We start from the raw sequence: 18,126 nt of genomic DNA, 5'->3' as shown, positions 1-18,126 counted from the left end.
TTCCAATCAGTCTTAATATAAAGAGCCTTAACCTGAATAGTCTTAGCCCAGAATGGACACCAGCTCGCGGGTATCCAGATATTCCCGCACCAATTCACGCACATCCTGACCATTGGACATCTGCAGCACCAACTCGAGCAAGGCTTCAAGCTCAGCACGCTCCACCCGCCGCAGCAGGTAGTTAATCCGTGCCAGACTGCCCTGGTTCATCGACAGCTGATCGTACCCCATGGCCACCAGCAGCAGCGCGCCCATGGGCTCACCGGCGAGCTCACCACAGACGCTGACTTCCAGATTGAGCTGACGACAGTCAACCAGTGCCCGTCTAAGCGCCCGCAAAATGCCGGGATGGAAGGAGTCGAACAGGCTGCTGACCCTGGGATTGTTACGGTCCACCGCCAGCAAATACTGAGTCAAATCGTTACTGCCCACAGAGACAAAGTCGACCCGCTTTGCCACTTCAGCAAGCTGGAACAGCAATGCCGGCACCTCAAGCATTACACCAATCGGCGGCCGTTTCAGCGCCGGATTCACATCGGCCTGAAGCTCACTGAATGCCTGCTCGAGGTACAACAGCGCCTCATCAATTTCATCGATACTGCTCACCATCGGCAGCAGAATTTTCAGGTTATCGCCATCACCGCCGGCTTGCATCATGGCCCGCAGCTGCACCAAAAACAGCTCAGGATGATCCAGCGACAAGCGGATACCACGCCAGCCAAGGAAAGGATTTTCTTCAGAAATCGGGAAGTACGGCAGCGGCTTATCCCCCCCCACATCCAGGGTGCGCATGACCACAGGGCGCCCGGCAGCCGATTGCAACACCGTCTGGTACACCTTGACCTGCTCGGACTCGGAGGGGAAGCGCTGCTGCAACATAAAGGGGATTTCGGTGCGATACAGGCCAATACCATCGGCGCCATCGGCAATTTCGCTGGCAACACCGCTCATCAGCCCGGCATTGAGGTACAAATGAATGCGGTGGCCATCTTTGGTGACCGCAGGCTCGTTAAGCTCCTCAGCATACTGACGTGCCAGCGCCTTTTGAGCGCTGATAAGATTGCGGTATTCATCCACCACCGACGGCGATGGCGATACCATCAGCAGCCCGCGGCTGGCGTTCAGCACCAGCTGTTTTTTATCAAGATTGGCCTGCAGCACCTGCTCAACGCCAATAATGGCGGGCACTCCAAGGGCACGGGCCAGAATTGCGGCGTGGGAGTTCACCCCGCCAAGCTCGGTCACTATGCCCGCCAGCTTTTGGCGCGGAAACTCGGCCAGCATGCTGGTATCGGCTTCACGGGTCACCAGGATCACCGGTTTGTCCGGGTCAAGCGCCATCCGGCCAGGTTCAATCAGTTGCCGCAGAACCCTTTGTCCAAGGTCTCGGATATCACTTGCCCGCTCACGAAGATAGCCATCTTCCATCGCCTCAAACTGGGCGATGTAACGCAGCGACACCCGACTGACCGCCGATTCGGCGCTCCAGCCACTGGCAAGCTCGCGCTGATATTCGCCGCCAAGGCTCATGTCTTCGAGCAGCGATTGCAGCGAGGTAAAAATAGAGCTCAGCTCGTCGTCCTGATCGCCATCGAAGCGCTGGGCAAGCGCGGTGAGTGCATCGCGGCTGCGACCGATGGCATGCTTAAGGCGCTCGGCTTCGATTGCGACATCATTTACTTTGATGTCCGGCTGCTGCAGCGAAATCTCACCGCCCAGCACCAGCGCATGGGCAATCGCCACCCCGGGGGAGGCACTGGTACCGGTAAACAGCACCTGCTCATCCAGCGAGTGCACTTCGGCGCGCCGTTTCAGGCCGCGAATGGCCATCGCAAGCTGCGCCGCCAGGGTCATCAGGAAGGCTTCTTCACCTTCAGTAAACTGACGGGCCTTGGCCTGCTGCACCACAATTACGCCAAGCAATTGTTTTTGGTAGATAATTGGAGCCGCAAGGAAGGCGCGGTATTCGTCTTCATTGGCTTCGGGGAAGAGTTTGAATCTGGGGTGCAGATGAGCATCTGCCAGGTTAATGGCTTCTTCGCGCTCGGCGACCAGTCCCACCAAACCTTCGCTGACCGGCATACGCACCCGACCAACGGCGGTTTTCTCAAGGCCATCGGTGGCGGACAACACCAGTTGTTGCTGCTCGAGGATATAAACAGAGCAGCACTCGGTCTCCATGGCGGCCTTGGTTTGAGCCACCAAGGATTCGAGCGCCAGCTCCAGCGTATGAGCCGAAGCGACTGACTGCGTAATATCCCTGAGCGTGTTGAGCACTGGCAGATCCCCCTTGACTGTCGGCGCGCTGATTAACGTCTGTTGTTGCGTTTGCCTCTGGGTGGCTCGCGGGATTGCAGGGCCAGCGCAGTGGGCGCGAACTCCTTCATTACCTTGCGATACACATCCCGCTTGAATGACACCACCTGGCGCACCGGATACCAATAGCTGACCCAGCGCCAATCATCAAACTCGGGATGACCGGATGAATTCAGGTTAATGGCATTTTCCGGACTCTTGAGCATCAGCAAAAACCACTTCTGTTTCTGGCCGATACACACAGGCTTGCTGTCCTGACGCACCAGGCGTTTTGGCAAACGGTATCTGAGCCAGGAACGGGTAGAGGTCAGGATCTGGACATGCTCAGGCCTGAGGCCAACTTCCTCATACAGCTCACGATACATGGCATCTTCGGCACTTTCACCGTCATCTACCCCACCCTGTGGGAATTGCCATGAATGTTGTCCAAATCGCCTGGCCCACATGACCTGGCCGAAAGAGTTACAGATGATGATGCCCACATTTGCGCGAAAGCCGTCGCTATCAATCACATGGACTCCAAAATACACAAATCGTAATAGAAGGATTGTTTCACAAAGCCAAGCTGGCAGCAAACCCCTATTTCTGCGCCACCTTTGGATAAATTTCAGTCCTTTTTGCGATTATCAACAGAGAGCGATATTAAAACGGGATCATATCCACAAAAACTGTGGATATCTCTGTAGGCAAGTCGAAGGAAACCGTGAAAATGTTCATTATTAGTGCAGATCGGCAAAGATCACTTTATTCATAAATGCCTTCTAAGTGACTATTTTATATGACTTACGCAAAATGATCGTTTCACAACTGCTGTAATTAACCACAGATCGAACAAAAATAAACCAGCCAATGATGAAGGCTAAATAACTGCGGAATACTGTCAGTTTTATACACAAGCCAAGGCAGTTTCGCCCTATTACAACCATAAAAATAGCGCACATTTTTCGTTGACAGTGATATTTAGCTGGGGTAATGGGCTGGATTTATCCCAGTTATCCCATGATTCTGTGGATAAATTTGTGGGGAATGTCGGGGAAATCAGCGGGTAACTTTAACGGCTGAGGATAATACGATATACACAAAGATAAATACCTTTATTTTACATGATGTTAGATAAGCAAAGTCAGTAAAAACTTATCCAAGCCAAATTTACGAACAAAAAATAGCCAAGTTGGATCTTATCCCCAAAGGGCGTAGAATCCGCCCCATGAATGCCCCCCGATCGCCACAAAGCCTGGAAGAACTATTGGATCGCGCCCACCAGATGGCGGGGTTAAGTCTTGGCCAACTGGCAGCAGGTCTCGGCTGGCCGGTTCCGGCCAATCTAAGGCGAGATAAAGGCTGGATTGGTCAGTTAATTGAGCAAGAGCTGGGTGCGCTGGCCGGCTCCCGCCCGGAGCAGGACTTTCTGCACCTGGGTGTTGAGCTTAAAACCATTCCCATCGATAGCCGTGGCAAGCCATTGGAAACCACCTATGTGTGCGTGGCACCGCTGATGGATGTCGGCGGCCTCAGGTGGGAGCAGAGTCTGGTGAAGCATAAGCTGGAGCAGGTGCTGTGGATCCCTGTGGAGGGCGAAAGAAGCATTCCGCTGACAGACAGGCGTATCGGCACCCCCGTGCTGTGGCGCCCTTCCACGACCGAGAGCGAGCAGCTCAGGCAAGACTGGGAGGAAATCATGGAACTGATTGCCATCGGCAAAGTGACTGGTCTTACCGCTCGCCACGGTGAAGTGCTGCAACTGCGTCCCAAGGCCGCCAACGCCGCGGCCAAAACCGAATGCATTATGGAAGATGGCACTGTCGGACTCACCAATCCCCGGGGCTTTTACCTGAAAACCAACTTCACTCAGGCCATATTGCGCCAGGCATTTGGCGAATAGTAGCCAATCACGCCAATATCGCCCCAAGCATTGATTCAGATCACGCCAAGGGCTGGTAATGAGGCACAGGTTTTCTATACACTAGCTCATTCTTCGTAATACCTTATAACTTCGGATACTGAAGCTACCGTGAGAGCGAGTCGTCAGGCTAAAAAGCTGTTATTTGCCATCCTGGCCTGGGGCATTGCCATGGCCGCGTTCGTCTTCTTTCGATACGCCCAGACTCAGGATCTGCCTCAATGGGCCGTAGGTTCGGCCGATCTTGCGACCCTCGCGATTTACATGGGAATTATTTTTGGCAGCCTGCATTGGATGTCGAATTTGATTGCCGATTTCAGCGCCATCAATCGCCTGCCTTATTTATTCTCGGTTTTGTTCAAGGGGCTGTTTTTGCTGCTTGGCGCCACCACCCTCGCCTATATCACTCAGTTTTTGAATATGTGGGCGATTGAAAACCACATGACCACCCTGCGACAGATGCTCACAGTGCATGTGCTCTACAGCCCTTCATTCCAGGCATTGATTGTGTATTTGGTGGTGGTGCGTCTGGGACTTGCCTTTATCGAGCAAATGGCGCTGCTGGTAGGTCCGCGGGTGCTTTTGAATATCGGCCTTGGCAAATATCACAAGCCAAGGTACGAGCAGCGACTGTTTTTATATCTGGACATGGTCGCCAGTACCACTCACGCAGAATCCCTCGGCGATTATCGTTTCAGCCGCCTGATCCAGGACAGTTTCAGCCTGCTGTCCGATACTGTTGCCAGCAATGAAGCCGAAATTTACCGCTACATGGGCGATGCGGTGCTTATCCACTGGCCGCTGCATGAAGGGGTGAAGAACGACCGCTGCATGAACATCTATTGGGAATTCAGTCAGCAGCTCAACTGGCAACGGCAGTATTTTGAAGAACATTATGGCTTTGTGCCCAAGTTCAAGGCGGCAGCACACTGTGGTCAGGTGGTGGCAGCCGTGGTGGGGGTGCAAAAGCAGGAGATCAGTTTCTTCAGCGACGTACTGAACACATTGGCGCGCCTGCAGGACCAATGTAATCCACTGGGACAGCGGATGCTGATTTCCGGTGCATTGGCAGCAAGACTTGAAACCGAAGACAGCGGTTATAACCTCTCCGCCCTGGGGCCGGTAAAGCTTAAGGGCAAGCAGCACTCCATTGAAGTGTTCGGTGTGACGCCCAAGCGCGTCGGCTAAGCCAACATCTACAGCCCCGAACACTTGCTCCTTGCTTAGCAGGCCAATCATATGGCTAAAAAACGGCGACTTCTGAGAGTCGCCGTTTTTTAGCTGTAATTAGCGCAGGCTCACGCCCTTTCCTTGCTGAGCAGCTTTTCTATTTCCAGCCCCAGGGTTCGGAAGGTACGGATCCGGCTCGTTGTTTGACGCCACACCAGGCCAATATCGCGATAAGGCGAGCTGCCGGGTGGGTCCATTACCTGCAGCTCGGTATCATTCAGGATACCGGCATCAATCGCCATTTGTGGCAGGAAAGTGGTACCCAGCTTACTGTTCACCATCTGCACCAGGGTGTGCAAACTGGTGGCAGCAAACGGGTTGATTTTGTTGGAATCTCCAAGCTGGCAGGCACTGATGGCATGCCCGGTAATGCAGTGCTCGCTTTGCAGCAAAAAGATACTCTCATCCGGCAGAGTCTGATAATCAATAGGCTCGTGGATCTCAGGTGACAGATCGCCATGCACTACCATTTTGAACGGGTCGACCCCCACCTTCATGCTGTGGAAACCACTGGTGTCCACCGGCAGCGCCAGCAGCAATAAGTCCAGCTCGCCCTTGCCGAGGGCATCAAGCAGACGCTCGGTGGTGTCTTCTTTCAGTAAGAGCACCAATTCTGGGTAGTTTTGTTGGCAGTGGCGTACCACCCGGCTCAGCAAAAACGGCGCTATGGTGGGAATACAGCCCAAGCGGATCTCGCCGGTCATGGGTTCGCCCTGATTGCGTACCAGCTCAACCAAGTCGTCCACATCGGTCAGAATTTTGCGGCAACGCCCCACCACCTCTTCGCCAATGGCAGTAAACATAAAAGATTTATGGTCGCGCTCAATCAATTGGTGCCCCAATTGTTCTTCAAGGTTTTGAATACCACTTGAGAGCGTCGACTGACTGACATTGCACACCTTGGCGGCGCGATTAAAGTTTTGTTCCTGATACAAATTCACCAGGTAGTAGAGATTTTTGAGGCTGGGGAGATGTTTCATTTTTTCGATTACCACCGCACGAATGGATTGAAACTACCAAGCAACTGTAACACAGGAACCCTGAGTGCGCATAAGACCTGCGTACAGTTATGTGAGCAATATCTGCCCAATCACTTGCCACTACACCCCAATGGGCTACACTTTTTCGGATTGGCAATTGAAGGATGCGCCGATGTCAGGGCTGAAAGGGATTTTGTATTTCCTGCTCTTGTTCCCGCTCTTACCCGTTTGGGGTGAGGGAATAACTCTGTCTGATGCCAACCGCCAATTACCCCTTGCACCCTTGTATCAAACGCCGCTACTGGCTTCCTTCGAGTCTCTGAACTTACCGACACAGCTCGACAGCCACGGCCACGAATTGCCGTGGCAACAGCTCCCCCTTAAAAATCAATCCGATGAAGTGAGCCATTGGGTTCTCACCCAGCCACTGTGGGTTCCGCCGGCCAAAATTTATCTGTTGCGGCACAGCTCTGGCAGCGTTTCTGAACTACCACTGGAGCAATTGCCCGCCCCGATGCCGGCACGGCAATTAGCGCTTACCCTTGACCCCGGTGAGTCAGTCACCTTTTACCTGCAAGGGAAGCAATTGCCGCAAACGCTTTGGAAGCGCAGTTGGTGGCAACATTGGGATCAGGTGCAGCGCAGCATCCTGTTGCTGATCTTCGGCGCCGAGCTCACCCTGATGTTGTGTCTGGGGCTGATGAGCTTACTGCCGCAGCTGCGTACGCCACTGGCGGCGGTGCCTTTATTGGTCTCCATTCCGCTGCTGCTGTTGATGCTGCCGCCCTCAGCGTTGCTGCCAACACCGCCATTCTGGCCGATTGCCCTCACACTTGCCCAAGCCTGTGCCAACTACCGTCTGTTCCAGCACGAGCAATTGTCCACCAGCCTGAAGAAAATGCTGATAATGCAGACCCTGTGTGGGCTCAGTATTGGCGTTGCCGCCCTTGGAAGCGTCGAATTTGCGCTGCCGCTGGTATTACCTGTGCTGCTGATTGGCTGCCTGCTGAGCGCCTTGTCGCTGCTGCAACTGCTGATGGTTGAGCATCAGGGGCAATGGCTGTTGCTGGCTGGATTGCAGCTGATGATAGGTACCCTCGCCACCAGCCTGGCATCAGGGCCGGAGCTTGAAAACTTTGCGCTGTGCGCAGCCCAGCCGCTTTTGATGTCCGTACTGGTATTTCTATATTTGTGCCAGCAGTTGATGCAGCCCAGGGCGCGCAGCGCCAATCCCAAGGCCACCCTCAAGGACCTGGTACGGCTGAAGGAGTCTCACCTGCTCGCCGAGCAGTTTGACCTGCTTCAAAACCAATATCGGGAGCTGGAACTGCAACACAGATTGCTGCAGGAGAAAAACGCCATCGATTTTCTCACCGGCCTGCGCAACCGGCAGTTTTTCGATGAGCGCTTCAGCGCCGAAATGGCCCGCAGCGCGCGGGAGTCAACCCCCATCAGCCTGCTGCTTATCGATATCGATCACTTCAAGGATGTAAATGACAAATATGGTCACAGAGTGGGAGACGAAGTGCTCAAGTCGGTTGCCAAGCGCTTTTATTACGTGTTGAAACGCCCATCGGACGCCATTTGCCGTTACGGCGGAGAGGAGTTTGCCATCATTTTGCCCAACACCCACGGGCAAGGGGCACTGCATATTGCCGAGCTTATCCTCAACAATATCCGCTCAAAACCGGTGACCACGGCCCAGGGCGAGATCCACTGCACCGTCAGCATAGGTATTGCCTCAACTGTACACAGCTATCAGCAAAACGAAGGCCGCCTGATTGAAGATGCGGACAAAGCCCTGTACAGGGCAAAGCAAAACGGCAGGGACAGAATTGAACTGGCGCCCTCCAAGCCCTATGTGGTCAAGGACGAGCGCCCGATGAAAGCCTGATCAGGCTTTGGATTGCAGAAAATCTTTCAGTGCAGCAAGGTCGTCAAAAGCATTACTTGAAATGGCCTGCAGCCATTCATTGTGACCGGTTTCCCAAGCTGAGTCTTCGCCGTGCTGCAACAGCTGAGCATATTGCTGGATACGCTTCAGGCCCACACTGCCGGCTGCGCCTTTAAACTTATGTGCTTCAGAACACAGGGTATCTTTGTCGCCTGCTTCCTTCGCCTTCACCAGGTTGCCCACATACTCGGGCATCAACTGTTCAAACAGTACCACACTCTTGAGCAGGGTCCCGGCACCGATAGCGCTGCAGTATTGTTCCAGCGTATTGAGATCCAGGATCTTGTCCAGTTCAGCAGTTGCCATCAAGGCCCCCTTAACAGTCAGTGAAGTTTTAAACCGGCGAGTTTACCGGTGATGCTATGGCACATAATACCCTCTCTGCCCCGCTGTGCAACCGTATGGCGTTTGACTTCGTTGGATATTTCCCGCTTTTAACATATATTTAACCATTTACCGTACTTCACACCCTAAATGTAGACTTTCGATTTAGGGTCAAGAAGATAGCCATTCTGTCGCCGCTATCAGGCTATTTTCAGCAGACAATCTCAGACTGAGTCGCGGCGATAAAAGGCCTGTCGGAGAGACTGCCCTGACCACCCAGTCTGGCCAAGCGTTCGGTGATGGCCGTCAGTCCCAACCATTTGTGGCCACACCAGTCGGGCGCCAGCAACAGTGGCGCACGGGCATGGGCAGTTACCCTGTGATAGATGATATTGGCGGGGGTGCGACGAATAAGCTCGGCGGCGCTGTCGGCATAGTCAGGCAGTGACAGGGGCGTCAGCCGACCGGCACGCCACTGCCTGGCCATGGTGCTGCCTTCAACAATATGCAGTGGATGTAACTTAAGCCCATCCACGCCCAGCTCCAGCACCCGGCGATGGCTGAAAAGGTAATCATCATGGCTTTCGCCCGGCAGCCCGAGAATAAGATGGGTACAAACCTTAATTCCCCTGGCGCGGGCGCGCAGCACCGCATCCTCATAGGCGGCAAAACCATGGCCACGATTAATACGTCTCAGAGTGTCATCGCGGGCAGACTGCAAACCAAGGTCGAGCCAGACATCAATACCGCAGTCACGGTAACTGCCGAGCAAATCCAGCACCTCATCGGGTACGCAATCCGGGCGGGTGCCGACAAATAACCCGGCCACCTTACCGAGCGACAGCGCTTCGTCATAGCGGGCTTTCAGTACCGAAACTTCATCATAAGTGCTAGTATAAGCCTGAAAATAAATGAAAAACAGCTCATCCTGGCGCTCTGCCATTTGCCGTTTTAACTGCGCGCTGATGTTATAACGCTCGCCATCGTCGCTGTTAAAAGAAGGCACATGGCAGAAGGTGCAGCCACCAATGCCAAGATTGCCATCCCGGTTTGGGCAGGTGAAGTGTGCATCCAGGGTCAGTTTTCGCACCCGGCGCCCATAACGCTGCCGACAATCATTGCCAAAGGTATTCACCAGTGCATCAAGGCCTGGAGACACAGATACAGATTGGGCCACGCCAAACTCCGCTAATTCGAACACATCAAAGAATAAGCGGGCACTCTAGCTGCTTCCCCTTGGCAGGATCCGGATCCAGGTCAATTGCAGCCGATTTAATCCCTTTTTGTGATACACATTCGCACCCAATGCACCCAAAAGTGGATCTTAATCACGCTTTTTGAATAGTTAATCAATCCAGATGTAACACAAGCGAATTACTGTATTTGCAAAAAAAATCACTATTCCCAAACCCAAAACAATGGCTCATTTTGTTACATTTTGGTAAAGCCAAAAATACGATATTTTTAAAATTCCTATTATTCATAATGTTATACATCAACTTTATCAGTTGACGTTAACGTAAAGCAATTATCAAAAGTGTATGAAACATGATTTTTTACCCATGTTTTATGCAATCTTTAGGTTTGACCTTTGTAAATTCTCGGGATAATTTGGGAAATTCGGGTGCATATCTATCAATGTTTTTTGCGTGATTCCCCGAGCAGTATCAATCAGAGGTTTTAGGTGGGGGATTTGTATGAGCTTGTATCATCCCAGTTTTGAGCGGGACAATTGTGGATTCGGTCTGATAGCCCAGATGGACGGAGAGGCCAGCCATCGCATTGTGCGTACCGCCATCACGGGACTGGATCGCATGAAACACCGAGGCGGTATTGCCTCAGATGGTCGCACCGGTGACGGCTGTGGCCTGCTCATGCAGCTGCCCATCAAGTTCTTTGAGGCCATTGCCGCCGAGAACGACTGGCACCTTTCCCGTAAATTTGCCGTGGGCATGTTCTTTTTAAGCCAGGATGAAGAACGCGTTGCCGCTACCCGTTTCCTGCTCGAGCGTGAGCTGGAAAAAGAAACCCTGTGCATTGCCGGTTGGCGCGAAGTGCCGGTTAACCCGGACGTGCTGGGTGATATCGGCAAATCCAGTCTGCCCCGCATTGTACAGGTGCTGATCAACGCCCCCATCGGCTGGCGTGAAAAAGATCTGGAACGTCGCCTCTATATGGCCCGTCGTCGCCTCGAGCAGCAAATGACTGCCGACCCCGACTTTTATGTGGCCAGCCTTTCCGGTCAGGTGATTGTGTACAAGGGCCTGATGATGCCCGCCGATCTGCCTGCCTTCTATCCAGACCTGGCCGACATTCGTCTGGAAAGCGCTATCTGCCTGTTCCACCAGCGCTTTTCAACCAACACCTCGCCCAAGTGGCCACTGGCGCAGCCATTTCGCTACCTGGCGCACAACGGTGAAATCAACACCATCACCGGCAACCGTCAATGGGCCCGTGCCCGTGCGTACAAATTCAACTCGCCACTGCTGCCCGATTTGCAGCAGGCAGCGCCCTTTGTAAACGAAACCGGCTCCGACTCATCCTCACTGGATAACATGCTGGAAATGCTGCTCTCCGGCGGTATGGATCTGTACCGCGCCATGCGTTTGCTGATCCCGCCCGCATGGCAAAGTAACCCAGAGATGGACGAAGAGCTGAAAGCCTTCTACGACTTTAACTCCATGCACATGGAGCCCTGGGACGGCCCGGCCGGCATTGTAATGACCAATGGCCGCCACGCCGCCTGCGCCGTGGACCGTAACGGCCTGCGTCCATCACGTTATGTGATCACCAAAGACCGTATCCTGACCCTGGCTTCGGAAGTGGGCATTTGGGACTACCAGCCCGACGAAGTGGTCGAAAAAGGCCGTGTGGGCCCGGGCGAACTGCTGGTGCTCGATACCCTTAACGGCCGTCTGTACCAGTCGTTTGAGATTGATAACGACCTCAAGCGCCGCCACCCCTACAAGGAGTGGATGGCGAAAAACAGCCGCACCCTGAAACCGGCCGAACAGATGACCGGCGAGCAGCACGGCGCAAGTGAGTTCAGCCGTGACACCCTGCTGCAATATCAAAAGCTGTTTGGTTACAGCCGTGAAGAACTCGAACAGGTGATTTGGGTTCTGGCTCGTCAGGGCGAAGAAGCCGTGGGCTCCATGGGCGACGATACCCCCATGGCAGTGCTGTCGAAAAAGCAGCGTTCCCTGTACGACTACTTCCGTCAGAAGTTTGCCCAGGTCACCAACCCACCTATCGATCCACTGCGTGAAAAGCACGTGATGTCGCTGGCCACCTGCGTTGGCCGTGAGCAAAACCTGTTTAACGAAACCACGGGCAATGCCTACCGGGTGATGTTCAACTCTCCGGTACTGCTGTACTCCGACTTCAACCAGTTGATGTCGCTCGATAAAGCCTACTATCGTGCCAATATCGTGGATCTCAACTACGACCCGGCCGAAGGCCTGGAAAACGCCATTCGCCGCATCACCGACGATGCCGAGCGTCTGGCACGTACCGGCACCACGTTGCTGGTGCTCTCAGACCGCGCTGTGGCCAAGAATCGTCAGGTGATCCCTGCCGCCATGGCCGTGGGTGCAGTGCAGCAGATGCTGGTGTCCAAGAGCCTGCGCTGCGACACCAACATCATTGTTGAAACCGCGTCTGCCCGGGATCCTCACCACTTTGCGGTATTGCTGGGCTTTGGTGCCACGGCCATCTACCCCTATCTGGTGTATGAATCAATCGCTGACATGGCCAAGCGCAACGACGCCGACGACATGGTCGCCCTGATGCTGAACTTCCGTTACGGCATCGAAAAGGGACTGCGCAAAATCATGTCCAAGATGGGGATCAGCACTGTGGCCTCTTACCGCTGCAGCCAACAATTTGAAGCCATTGGTCTTGCCCGTGACGTGATTGAGCTCTGCTTCAAAGGCGTAGTGAGCCGTATCGAAGGCGTCAGCTTCGATCATCTGGCCAGGGATCAGAAACAGCTGCATCTGGCAGCTTTCCGCCCCCATGTGGCGCTGCCTCAGGGCGGTCTGCTCAAGTACGTGGAAGGTGGCGAATACCACGCTTTCAACCCGGATGTGGTTAACACCCTGCAGGCCTCCCTCCATGGCCGCGACTACGACAAATACAAGGAGTTCGCCCGCCTGGTGGACGAGCGTCCGGTGGCCATGCTGCGTGACCTTTTCAGCGTAAAAGGCACAGACGCCGCCATCGAACTGGCCAAGGTAGAAGAGGCCAAGTCACTGTATCCGCGCTTTGACAGCGCCGCCATGAGTATCGGCGCCCTGAGTCCGGAAGCCCACGAGGCGCTGGCCATTGCCATGAACCGCCTTGGTGGCCGCTCCAACTCAGGTGAAGGTGGTGAAGATCCACGTCGTTTCGGCACCGAGAAAAACTCTGCCATCAAGCAGATTGCCTCTGGTCGCTTTGGTGTCACCGCCCACTATCTGGTTAACGCCGAAGTGCTGCAAATCAAGGTGGCACAGGGCGCCAAGCCCGGTGAAGGCGGTCAGTTGCCCGGCCATAAGGTGAGTGTTGAGATTGCCGGTCTGCGGTATGCGCGCCCCGGTGTGACCCTGATTTCGCCGCCGCCGCACCACGATATTTATTCGATTGAAGATCTGGCGCAGCTGATTTTCGATTTGAAGCAAATCAATCCCAAGGCACTGGTAAGCGTCAAGCTGGTATCTGAACCCGGCATCGGCACCATTGCCACCGGTGTGGCCAAGGCGTACGCCGATATGATCACCGTATCCGGCTATGACGGTGGCACGGGCGCGAGCCCCATCACCTCGGTGAAATATGCCGGCTCCCCCTGGGAGCTGGGTCTGGCCGAAGTACATCAATCTCTGGTGGAAAACGGCCTGCGCCACAAAATCCGCCTGCAGGTGGATGGTGGTCTCAAGACCGGCACAGACGTTATCAAGGCTGCGCTGCTGGGCGCCGAGAGCTTCGGTTTCGGCACTGTGCCCATGATTGCCCTTGGCTGTAAGTACCTGCGTATTTGCCACCTGAACAACTGCGCCACCGGCGTGGCGACTCAGGACAAGAACCTGCGGGACAACCACTACCACGGCTTGCCTGAGCGGGTAATGACCTACTTCGAGTTCGTGGCCGAGGAAGTGCGTGAGTGGATGGCCAGGCTGGGCGTAAGCCGCTTTGAAGATCTGGTGGGCCGCAGCGAATGGCTGCAGGCGCTTCAGGGCGAGACCGAGAAGCAACATGGTCTGGACTTGTCTCCGATCCTGTATCAGCCGGACGTGCGCGAAGGTTCTGCCCGCACCTGGCTGGAAACCAACCCGCCCGCCGACAATGGCGAGCTGAACCAGCGTCTGGTGAAAGATGCCGAAGCGGCCGTGGCCGCTGGCGAGAGCTTCAGCGCGGCCTACAGCATCAACAACACCGACCGTTCTGTGGGTGCCACGCTGTCGGGGATTATCGCCAGCCAGTGGGGCCTCAGCGGTGCCAAGGCGCCAATCAGCCTGTCGTTTAACGGCACCGCCGGTCAAAGCTTCGGCGTATGGAATGCCCCCGGCCTTGATATGAGCCTGTGCGGCGATGCCAACGATTACGTCGGCAAAGGCATGTCCGGCGGCAAGCTGTCTATCTACCCGCCTATCGGCAGCGCCTTCCAGAGTGAGCGCACCGCCATTGTGGGTAACACCTGCCTCTATGGCGCCACCGGCGGCAAGTTCTTTGCCGCTGGTCAGGCGGGCGAGCGTTTCGGCGTGCGTAACTCCGGCGCCGTCGCCGTGGTGGAAGGTCTGGGTGACAACGGCTGCGAATACATGACCGGCGGCATAGTGGTGGTACTCGGCAAGACAGGGGTGAACTTCGGTGCCGGTATGACAGGTGGTTTTGCCTACGTATTCGACCAGTTCGGCCGCTTTAACCGTCGGGTGAATACCGAGATGGTCGACACCCAAAAGGTGGAGTCTGTTATCCATCAGAAGCACCTCAAGGGGCTGATTGAAGAGCACGTGGCCGAAACCGGCAGCGAACACGCCCGGGCCATCCTGAGCGACTTCGATAACTGGCTCGATTGCTTCGTGCTGGTGAAACCCAAAAACGTGGCGGTGGCCGACTTGCTCAAGCTGGAAAAGCCAAACCCTGAACTGGCAGTAAAAGCGGGATAATGCACTATGAGTAACGATTTTCAGTTCATTGAAGTGGGCCGCAAGGATCCATCCAAGCAACCAATCAAGTTGCGCTCTACACAGTTTATTGAAATTTATCAGCCCTTTACTCAAGGCCAGGTAAATGAGCAGGCGGACCGTTGCCTCGATTGCGGCAACCCTTACTGCGAATGGAAGTGCCCGCTGCACAACTACATCCCCAACTGGCTCAAACTGGCCAAGCAGGGACGCATTATGGAAGCGGCGGATCTGGTGCACGAAACCAACACCCTGCCGGAAATTTGCGGCCGGGTTTGTCCTCAGGACAGACTCTGTGAAGGCGCCTGCACCCTGAACGACGACTTCGGCGCCGTGACCATCGGCAACGTGGAAAAGTACATCACCGACACCGCCATCGCCCAGGGCTGGCGCCCGGATATGAGCAAGGTCACCCCTCGCACTGAGAAGGTCGCCATTGTGGGTGCCGGCCCTGCCGGTCTTGGCTGCGCCGATATCCTCGCCCGCAACGGCATCAAGGCGGTAGTGTTCGACAAGTATCCGCAGATCGGTGGCCTGCTGACCTACGGCATTCCCTCGTTCAAGCTGGATAAATCGGTGATGCAAACCCGCCGTCAGGTACTCGAAGGCATGGGGATCGAGTTTCGTTTGGGGGTCACCGTTGGCAAAGACATCGCCTTCAGTGACTTGCTGAAAGACTATGACGCCGTGTTCCTCGGCATGGGAACCTACAGCGCCATGAAGGCCGGTTTACCCGGTGAAGACGCCGATGGCGTGCTGCAGGCGCTGCCCTACCTTATCGGCAACACCATGGAGCTGCTCGGCCAGCAGAGCGAGCAAAACCCCTACATCAACCTCGCCGGTAAGAAGGTTGTGGTGCTGGGCGGCGGTGATACCGCCATGGACTGTGTGCGCACCGCAGTGCGTCAGGGCGCAAGCCAGGTAACCTGTGCTTATCGCCGCGACGAACAAAACATGCCCGGCTCCCGCCGCGAGGTGCAAAATGCCCGCGAAGAAGGCGTAAACTTCCTGTTTAACCGCCAGCCAGTGGCCATCAAGACCGAAAACGGCAAGGTGGTGGGCATCGAATGCGTGGAAACCCAAATGGGCGAAGCCGATGCCAATGGCCGCCGCAGCGCCGAGCCCATCCCCGGCAGCGAGCAGCTGCTTGAGGCCGATGCCATCATCATCGCCTTTGGCTTCCAGCCAAGCCCCGCCCCCTGGTTTGCCGACTTTGGCATCCAGCTCGATGACAAGGGTCGGGTCAAGGCGCCCAAGGTGGCCGACAATCCATTCCAAACCAGCAACCCCAAGGTGTTTGCCGGTGGCGATATGGTGCGCGGCTCAGATCTGGTGGTAACCGCTATCGCCGAAGGCCGCGATGCGGCACTTGGGATCCTCAACTTCCTAGAGACGGCAACCGCCTGATCCGGCACCCTTTGCTTGTGTATTGCGCATCCGAAAGGTCTTCCTGAGGATGCGCTTTTTTTGAGCCTGTATACCAGTCATACCTGTGTGGTATATTGACTGCCATTCCCTATACACGCTCAAAGGCAAGTTATGAAAATCGGTATTATCGGCGCCATGGAGCCGGAAGTAGCCCACCTGATTGCGGCACTGCATTCCCCCAAGTCCAGCACCATCGCCGGCATCGAGTTCACCGAGGGTGAACTGCACGGCAAGCAGGTTATTGTAACCCGCTCCGGCATCGGCAAAGTGGCCGCCGCCCTCGCCACCACCCTGCTTATCGACAAGTTTGCACCTGATTTTGTTATCAATACCGGCTCTGCCGGTGGTTTTGTTGACAGCCTGACCATTGGTGATGTGGTGATTGCCAGCGAAGTGCGCTACCACGATGTGGACGTTACCGCCTTCGGTTATGAAATCGGTCAAATGGCCCAGCAGCCAGCCGCATTCGTCAGTGACGCCCGCCTGGTGAACGCCGCCAAGGCCGCCGTTGCCAGCCTCGGTGAAGTGAAAACCATTGAAGGCCTTATCTGCACCGGCGACAGTTTTATCTGCGACCCTGTGCGCACCGCCAAGATGCGCGCTGACTTCCCCACCATGGCCGCCTGTGAAATGGAAGGCGCCGCCATCGGTCAGATTTGCCATCAGTTCGGCACCCCCTTCGTGGTGATCCGCTCGCTGTCTGACAATGCCAATAATGACAGTCCGGTCGATTTCGACTCATACTTGGTGAAAGCAGGGCATCACTCCGCCCTGATGGTCATGGCGCTTATCGAGGGTCTTTAATGACCAACGGCCAGTTTGTAAACCAGCTTATCGCTCTGGATGGAGCCCTGTTTGAGGGCTTCCTTATCCTGTTGTGCGCCCTGCCGCTGGCCAGACTGGCCCCCCTGCCCCGTGAAATGCAGCCGCTGGTGTGGTTTGGCTTTTTGGCCAAAGAACTGGCCCACAAGGTCAATCACCCCGAGCGTGGCCCCAGGCAGCAAATGATTGCCGGTGTTATGGCCGCCGTGCTGCTGGTCCTGCCCTTCTGGCTGATTGTGACCTTTCTTTTGGATATGGCCGCCTTCCCGTGGTTTTTCGAGTTTCTGATCCTCTACCTTTGCCTGTCCGATGCAAGTTTTGTCCAGGTGGCCGATGAGGTGCATCGCACCCTGGCCCACGGCAATAAGGAGCAGGCAAAAAAGCTGCTGGGGCAGTATCTTTCACGGGATACTGCCGAGCTGTCCGAAGTGGGGATTGCCAAGGCTACTATTGAAAAACTGGTGACGGCGCCCATCTACGGCACCGCCTCGACAGTGTTTTTCTTTGCCATTGCCGGCGCTCCCATGGTGCTGCTGGTTCGCATGCTCAAACAGCTGGAACTGGTGTGGCCGCCGATGGTGCCGAAGTTTCGCTTCTTTTGCGCCCCCATCAACCTGCTGGTGTCGGTGCTGCTGTATATCCCGTCATGGCTGTGGAGCCTGAGCCTGGCGATTCAGGGCGGCCCTGCGGGCCTTGGCGCCCTGTTTAGCCACAGACGCTGGCAACCCCTGTCCAATGCCATTCGCAGCGCCTATGTTGCGGCCACAGTGCTGAATATAGAACTTGGCGGCCCGCAGAAGTTCCATGGCAGCCGCGTCGCCATCGATAAAGTGGGCGCCGGGCCTCTGCCGAGGGCTGCCAATATCGGCGATGCCATTAAGCTTTCCAACCGCGCCTGTTTTACCTGGTTTTTGTTCCTGGTATTTATGCCCATCGCCTGGGTGGTACTCAGGTATCTGCAAACCCTGTAGATTAGTGCAATTGGATGGAAATAAATCCTGCGCCTGC

General features: G+C 55.3%; 12 protein-coding genes. 7 read left to right on the top strand and 5 right to left on the bottom strand.

Features of this window, described 5'->3' with window-relative positions; genetic code table 11:
- Nucleotides 1-42 precede the first annotated feature (42 nt).
- Nucleotides 43-2,277 carry a phosphoenolpyruvate--protein phosphotransferase gene (gene ptsP / locus STH12_RS01945; protein WP_126165999.1) on the bottom strand — a complete coding sequence of 745 codons (2,235 nt, stop codon included), beginning with the start codon at nucleotides 2,275-2,277 and terminating at the stop codon, nucleotides 43-45.
- 32 nt (nucleotides 2,278-2,309) lie between these two features.
- Nucleotides 2,310-2,828, bottom strand: a complete 519-nt coding sequence (rppH, locus tag STH12_RS01940) for an RNA pyrophosphohydrolase (protein ID WP_126165998.1) — start codon at nucleotides 2,826-2,828, stop codon at nucleotides 2,310-2,312.
- Nucleotides 2,829-3,523: 695 nt separating this feature from the next.
- Here rppH and mutH point away from each other — a divergent pair.
- Nucleotides 3,524-4,198, top strand: a complete 675-nt coding sequence (gene mutH / locus STH12_RS01935; protein ID WP_126165997.1) for a DNA mismatch repair endonuclease MutH — start codon at nucleotides 3,524-3,526, stop codon at nucleotides 4,196-4,198.
- A 129-nt stretch (nucleotides 4,199-4,327) separates the two neighbouring features.
- Nucleotides 4,328-5,404, top strand: coding sequence for an adenylate/guanylate cyclase domain-containing protein (locus STH12_RS01930; protein ID WP_126165996.1), 1,077 nt, complete (start codon nucleotides 4,328-4,330; stop codon nucleotides 5,402-5,404).
- 110 nt (nucleotides 5,405-5,514) lie between these two features.
- Here STH12_RS01930 and oxyR read toward each other — a convergent pair whose 3' ends face one another.
- The gene (gene oxyR / locus STH12_RS01925; protein ID WP_126165995.1) at nucleotides 5,515-6,426 is read right to left on the bottom strand and encodes a hydrogen peroxide-inducible genes transcriptional activator OxyR; all 912 of its coding nucleotides are present in this window, start codon (nucleotides 6,424-6,426) and stop codon (nucleotides 5,515-5,517) included.
- A 172-nt stretch (nucleotides 6,427-6,598) separates the two neighbouring features.
- Between oxyR and STH12_RS01920 the strand changes: the two genes are divergently transcribed.
- The gene (locus tag STH12_RS01920; protein ID WP_164551125.1) at nucleotides 6,599-8,320 is read left to right on the top strand and encodes a GGDEF domain-containing protein; all 1,722 of its coding nucleotides are present in this window, start codon (nucleotides 6,599-6,601) and stop codon (nucleotides 8,318-8,320) included.
- On the opposite strand, the gene STH12_RS01915 is transcribed toward STH12_RS01920, so the two are convergent.
- Nucleotides 8,321-8,686 carry an Hpt domain-containing protein gene (locus tag STH12_RS01915; protein WP_126165993.1) on the bottom strand — a complete coding sequence of 122 codons (366 nt, stop codon included), beginning with the start codon at nucleotides 8,684-8,686 and terminating at the stop codon, nucleotides 8,321-8,323.
- Nucleotides 8,687-8,915: 229 nt separating this feature from the next.
- Nucleotides 8,916-9,881: a tRNA modification radical SAM protein MnmL/YtqA gene (mnmL, locus tag STH12_RS01910; RefSeq protein ID WP_126165992.1), complete on the bottom strand. Its 966-nt coding sequence runs from the start codon at nucleotides 9,879-9,881 to the stop codon at nucleotides 8,916-8,918.
- 520 nt (nucleotides 9,882-10,401) lie between these two features.
- Between mnmL and gltB the strand changes: the two genes are divergently transcribed.
- From gltB to STH12_RS01890, 4 genes are all read left to right on the top strand, one after another.
- Nucleotides 10,402-14,850, top strand: a complete 4,449-nt coding sequence (gene gltB, locus STH12_RS01905) for a glutamate synthase large subunit (protein WP_126165991.1) — start codon at nucleotides 10,402-10,404, stop codon at nucleotides 14,848-14,850.
- 6 nt (nucleotides 14,851-14,856) lie between these two features.
- A complete protein-coding gene (locus STH12_RS01900) occupies nucleotides 14,857-16,275 on the top strand; it encodes an FAD-dependent oxidoreductase (RefSeq protein ID WP_126165990.1) in 1,419 nt (472 codons plus the stop codon).
- A gap of 132 nt (nucleotides 16,276-16,407) precedes the next feature.
- On the top strand, nucleotides 16,408-17,100 hold the full coding sequence (locus tag STH12_RS01895; RefSeq protein ID WP_126165989.1) for a 5'-methylthioadenosine/adenosylhomocysteine nucleosidase: 693 nt from the start codon (nucleotides 16,408-16,410) through the stop codon (nucleotides 17,098-17,100).
- On the top strand, nucleotides 17,100-18,089 hold the full coding sequence (locus tag STH12_RS01890; RefSeq protein ID WP_126165988.1) for a cobalamin biosynthesis protein CobD/CbiB: 990 nt from the start codon (nucleotides 17,100-17,102) through the stop codon (nucleotides 18,087-18,089). The genes STH12_RS01895 and STH12_RS01890 overlap by 1 nt, the downstream gene beginning before the upstream one ends.
- Nucleotides 18,090-18,126 lie beyond the last annotated feature (37 nt).

Origin of the sequence: Shewanella khirikhana (assembly GCF_003957745.1) — a bacterium.
In the GTDB taxonomy this organism is placed as follows: Bacteria; Pseudomonadota; Gammaproteobacteria; order Enterobacterales; family Shewanellaceae; genus Shewanella; species Shewanella khirikhana.
Note: the sequence above shows the minus strand (reverse complement) of the source record. Positions and strands in the feature narration are given on the sequence as shown.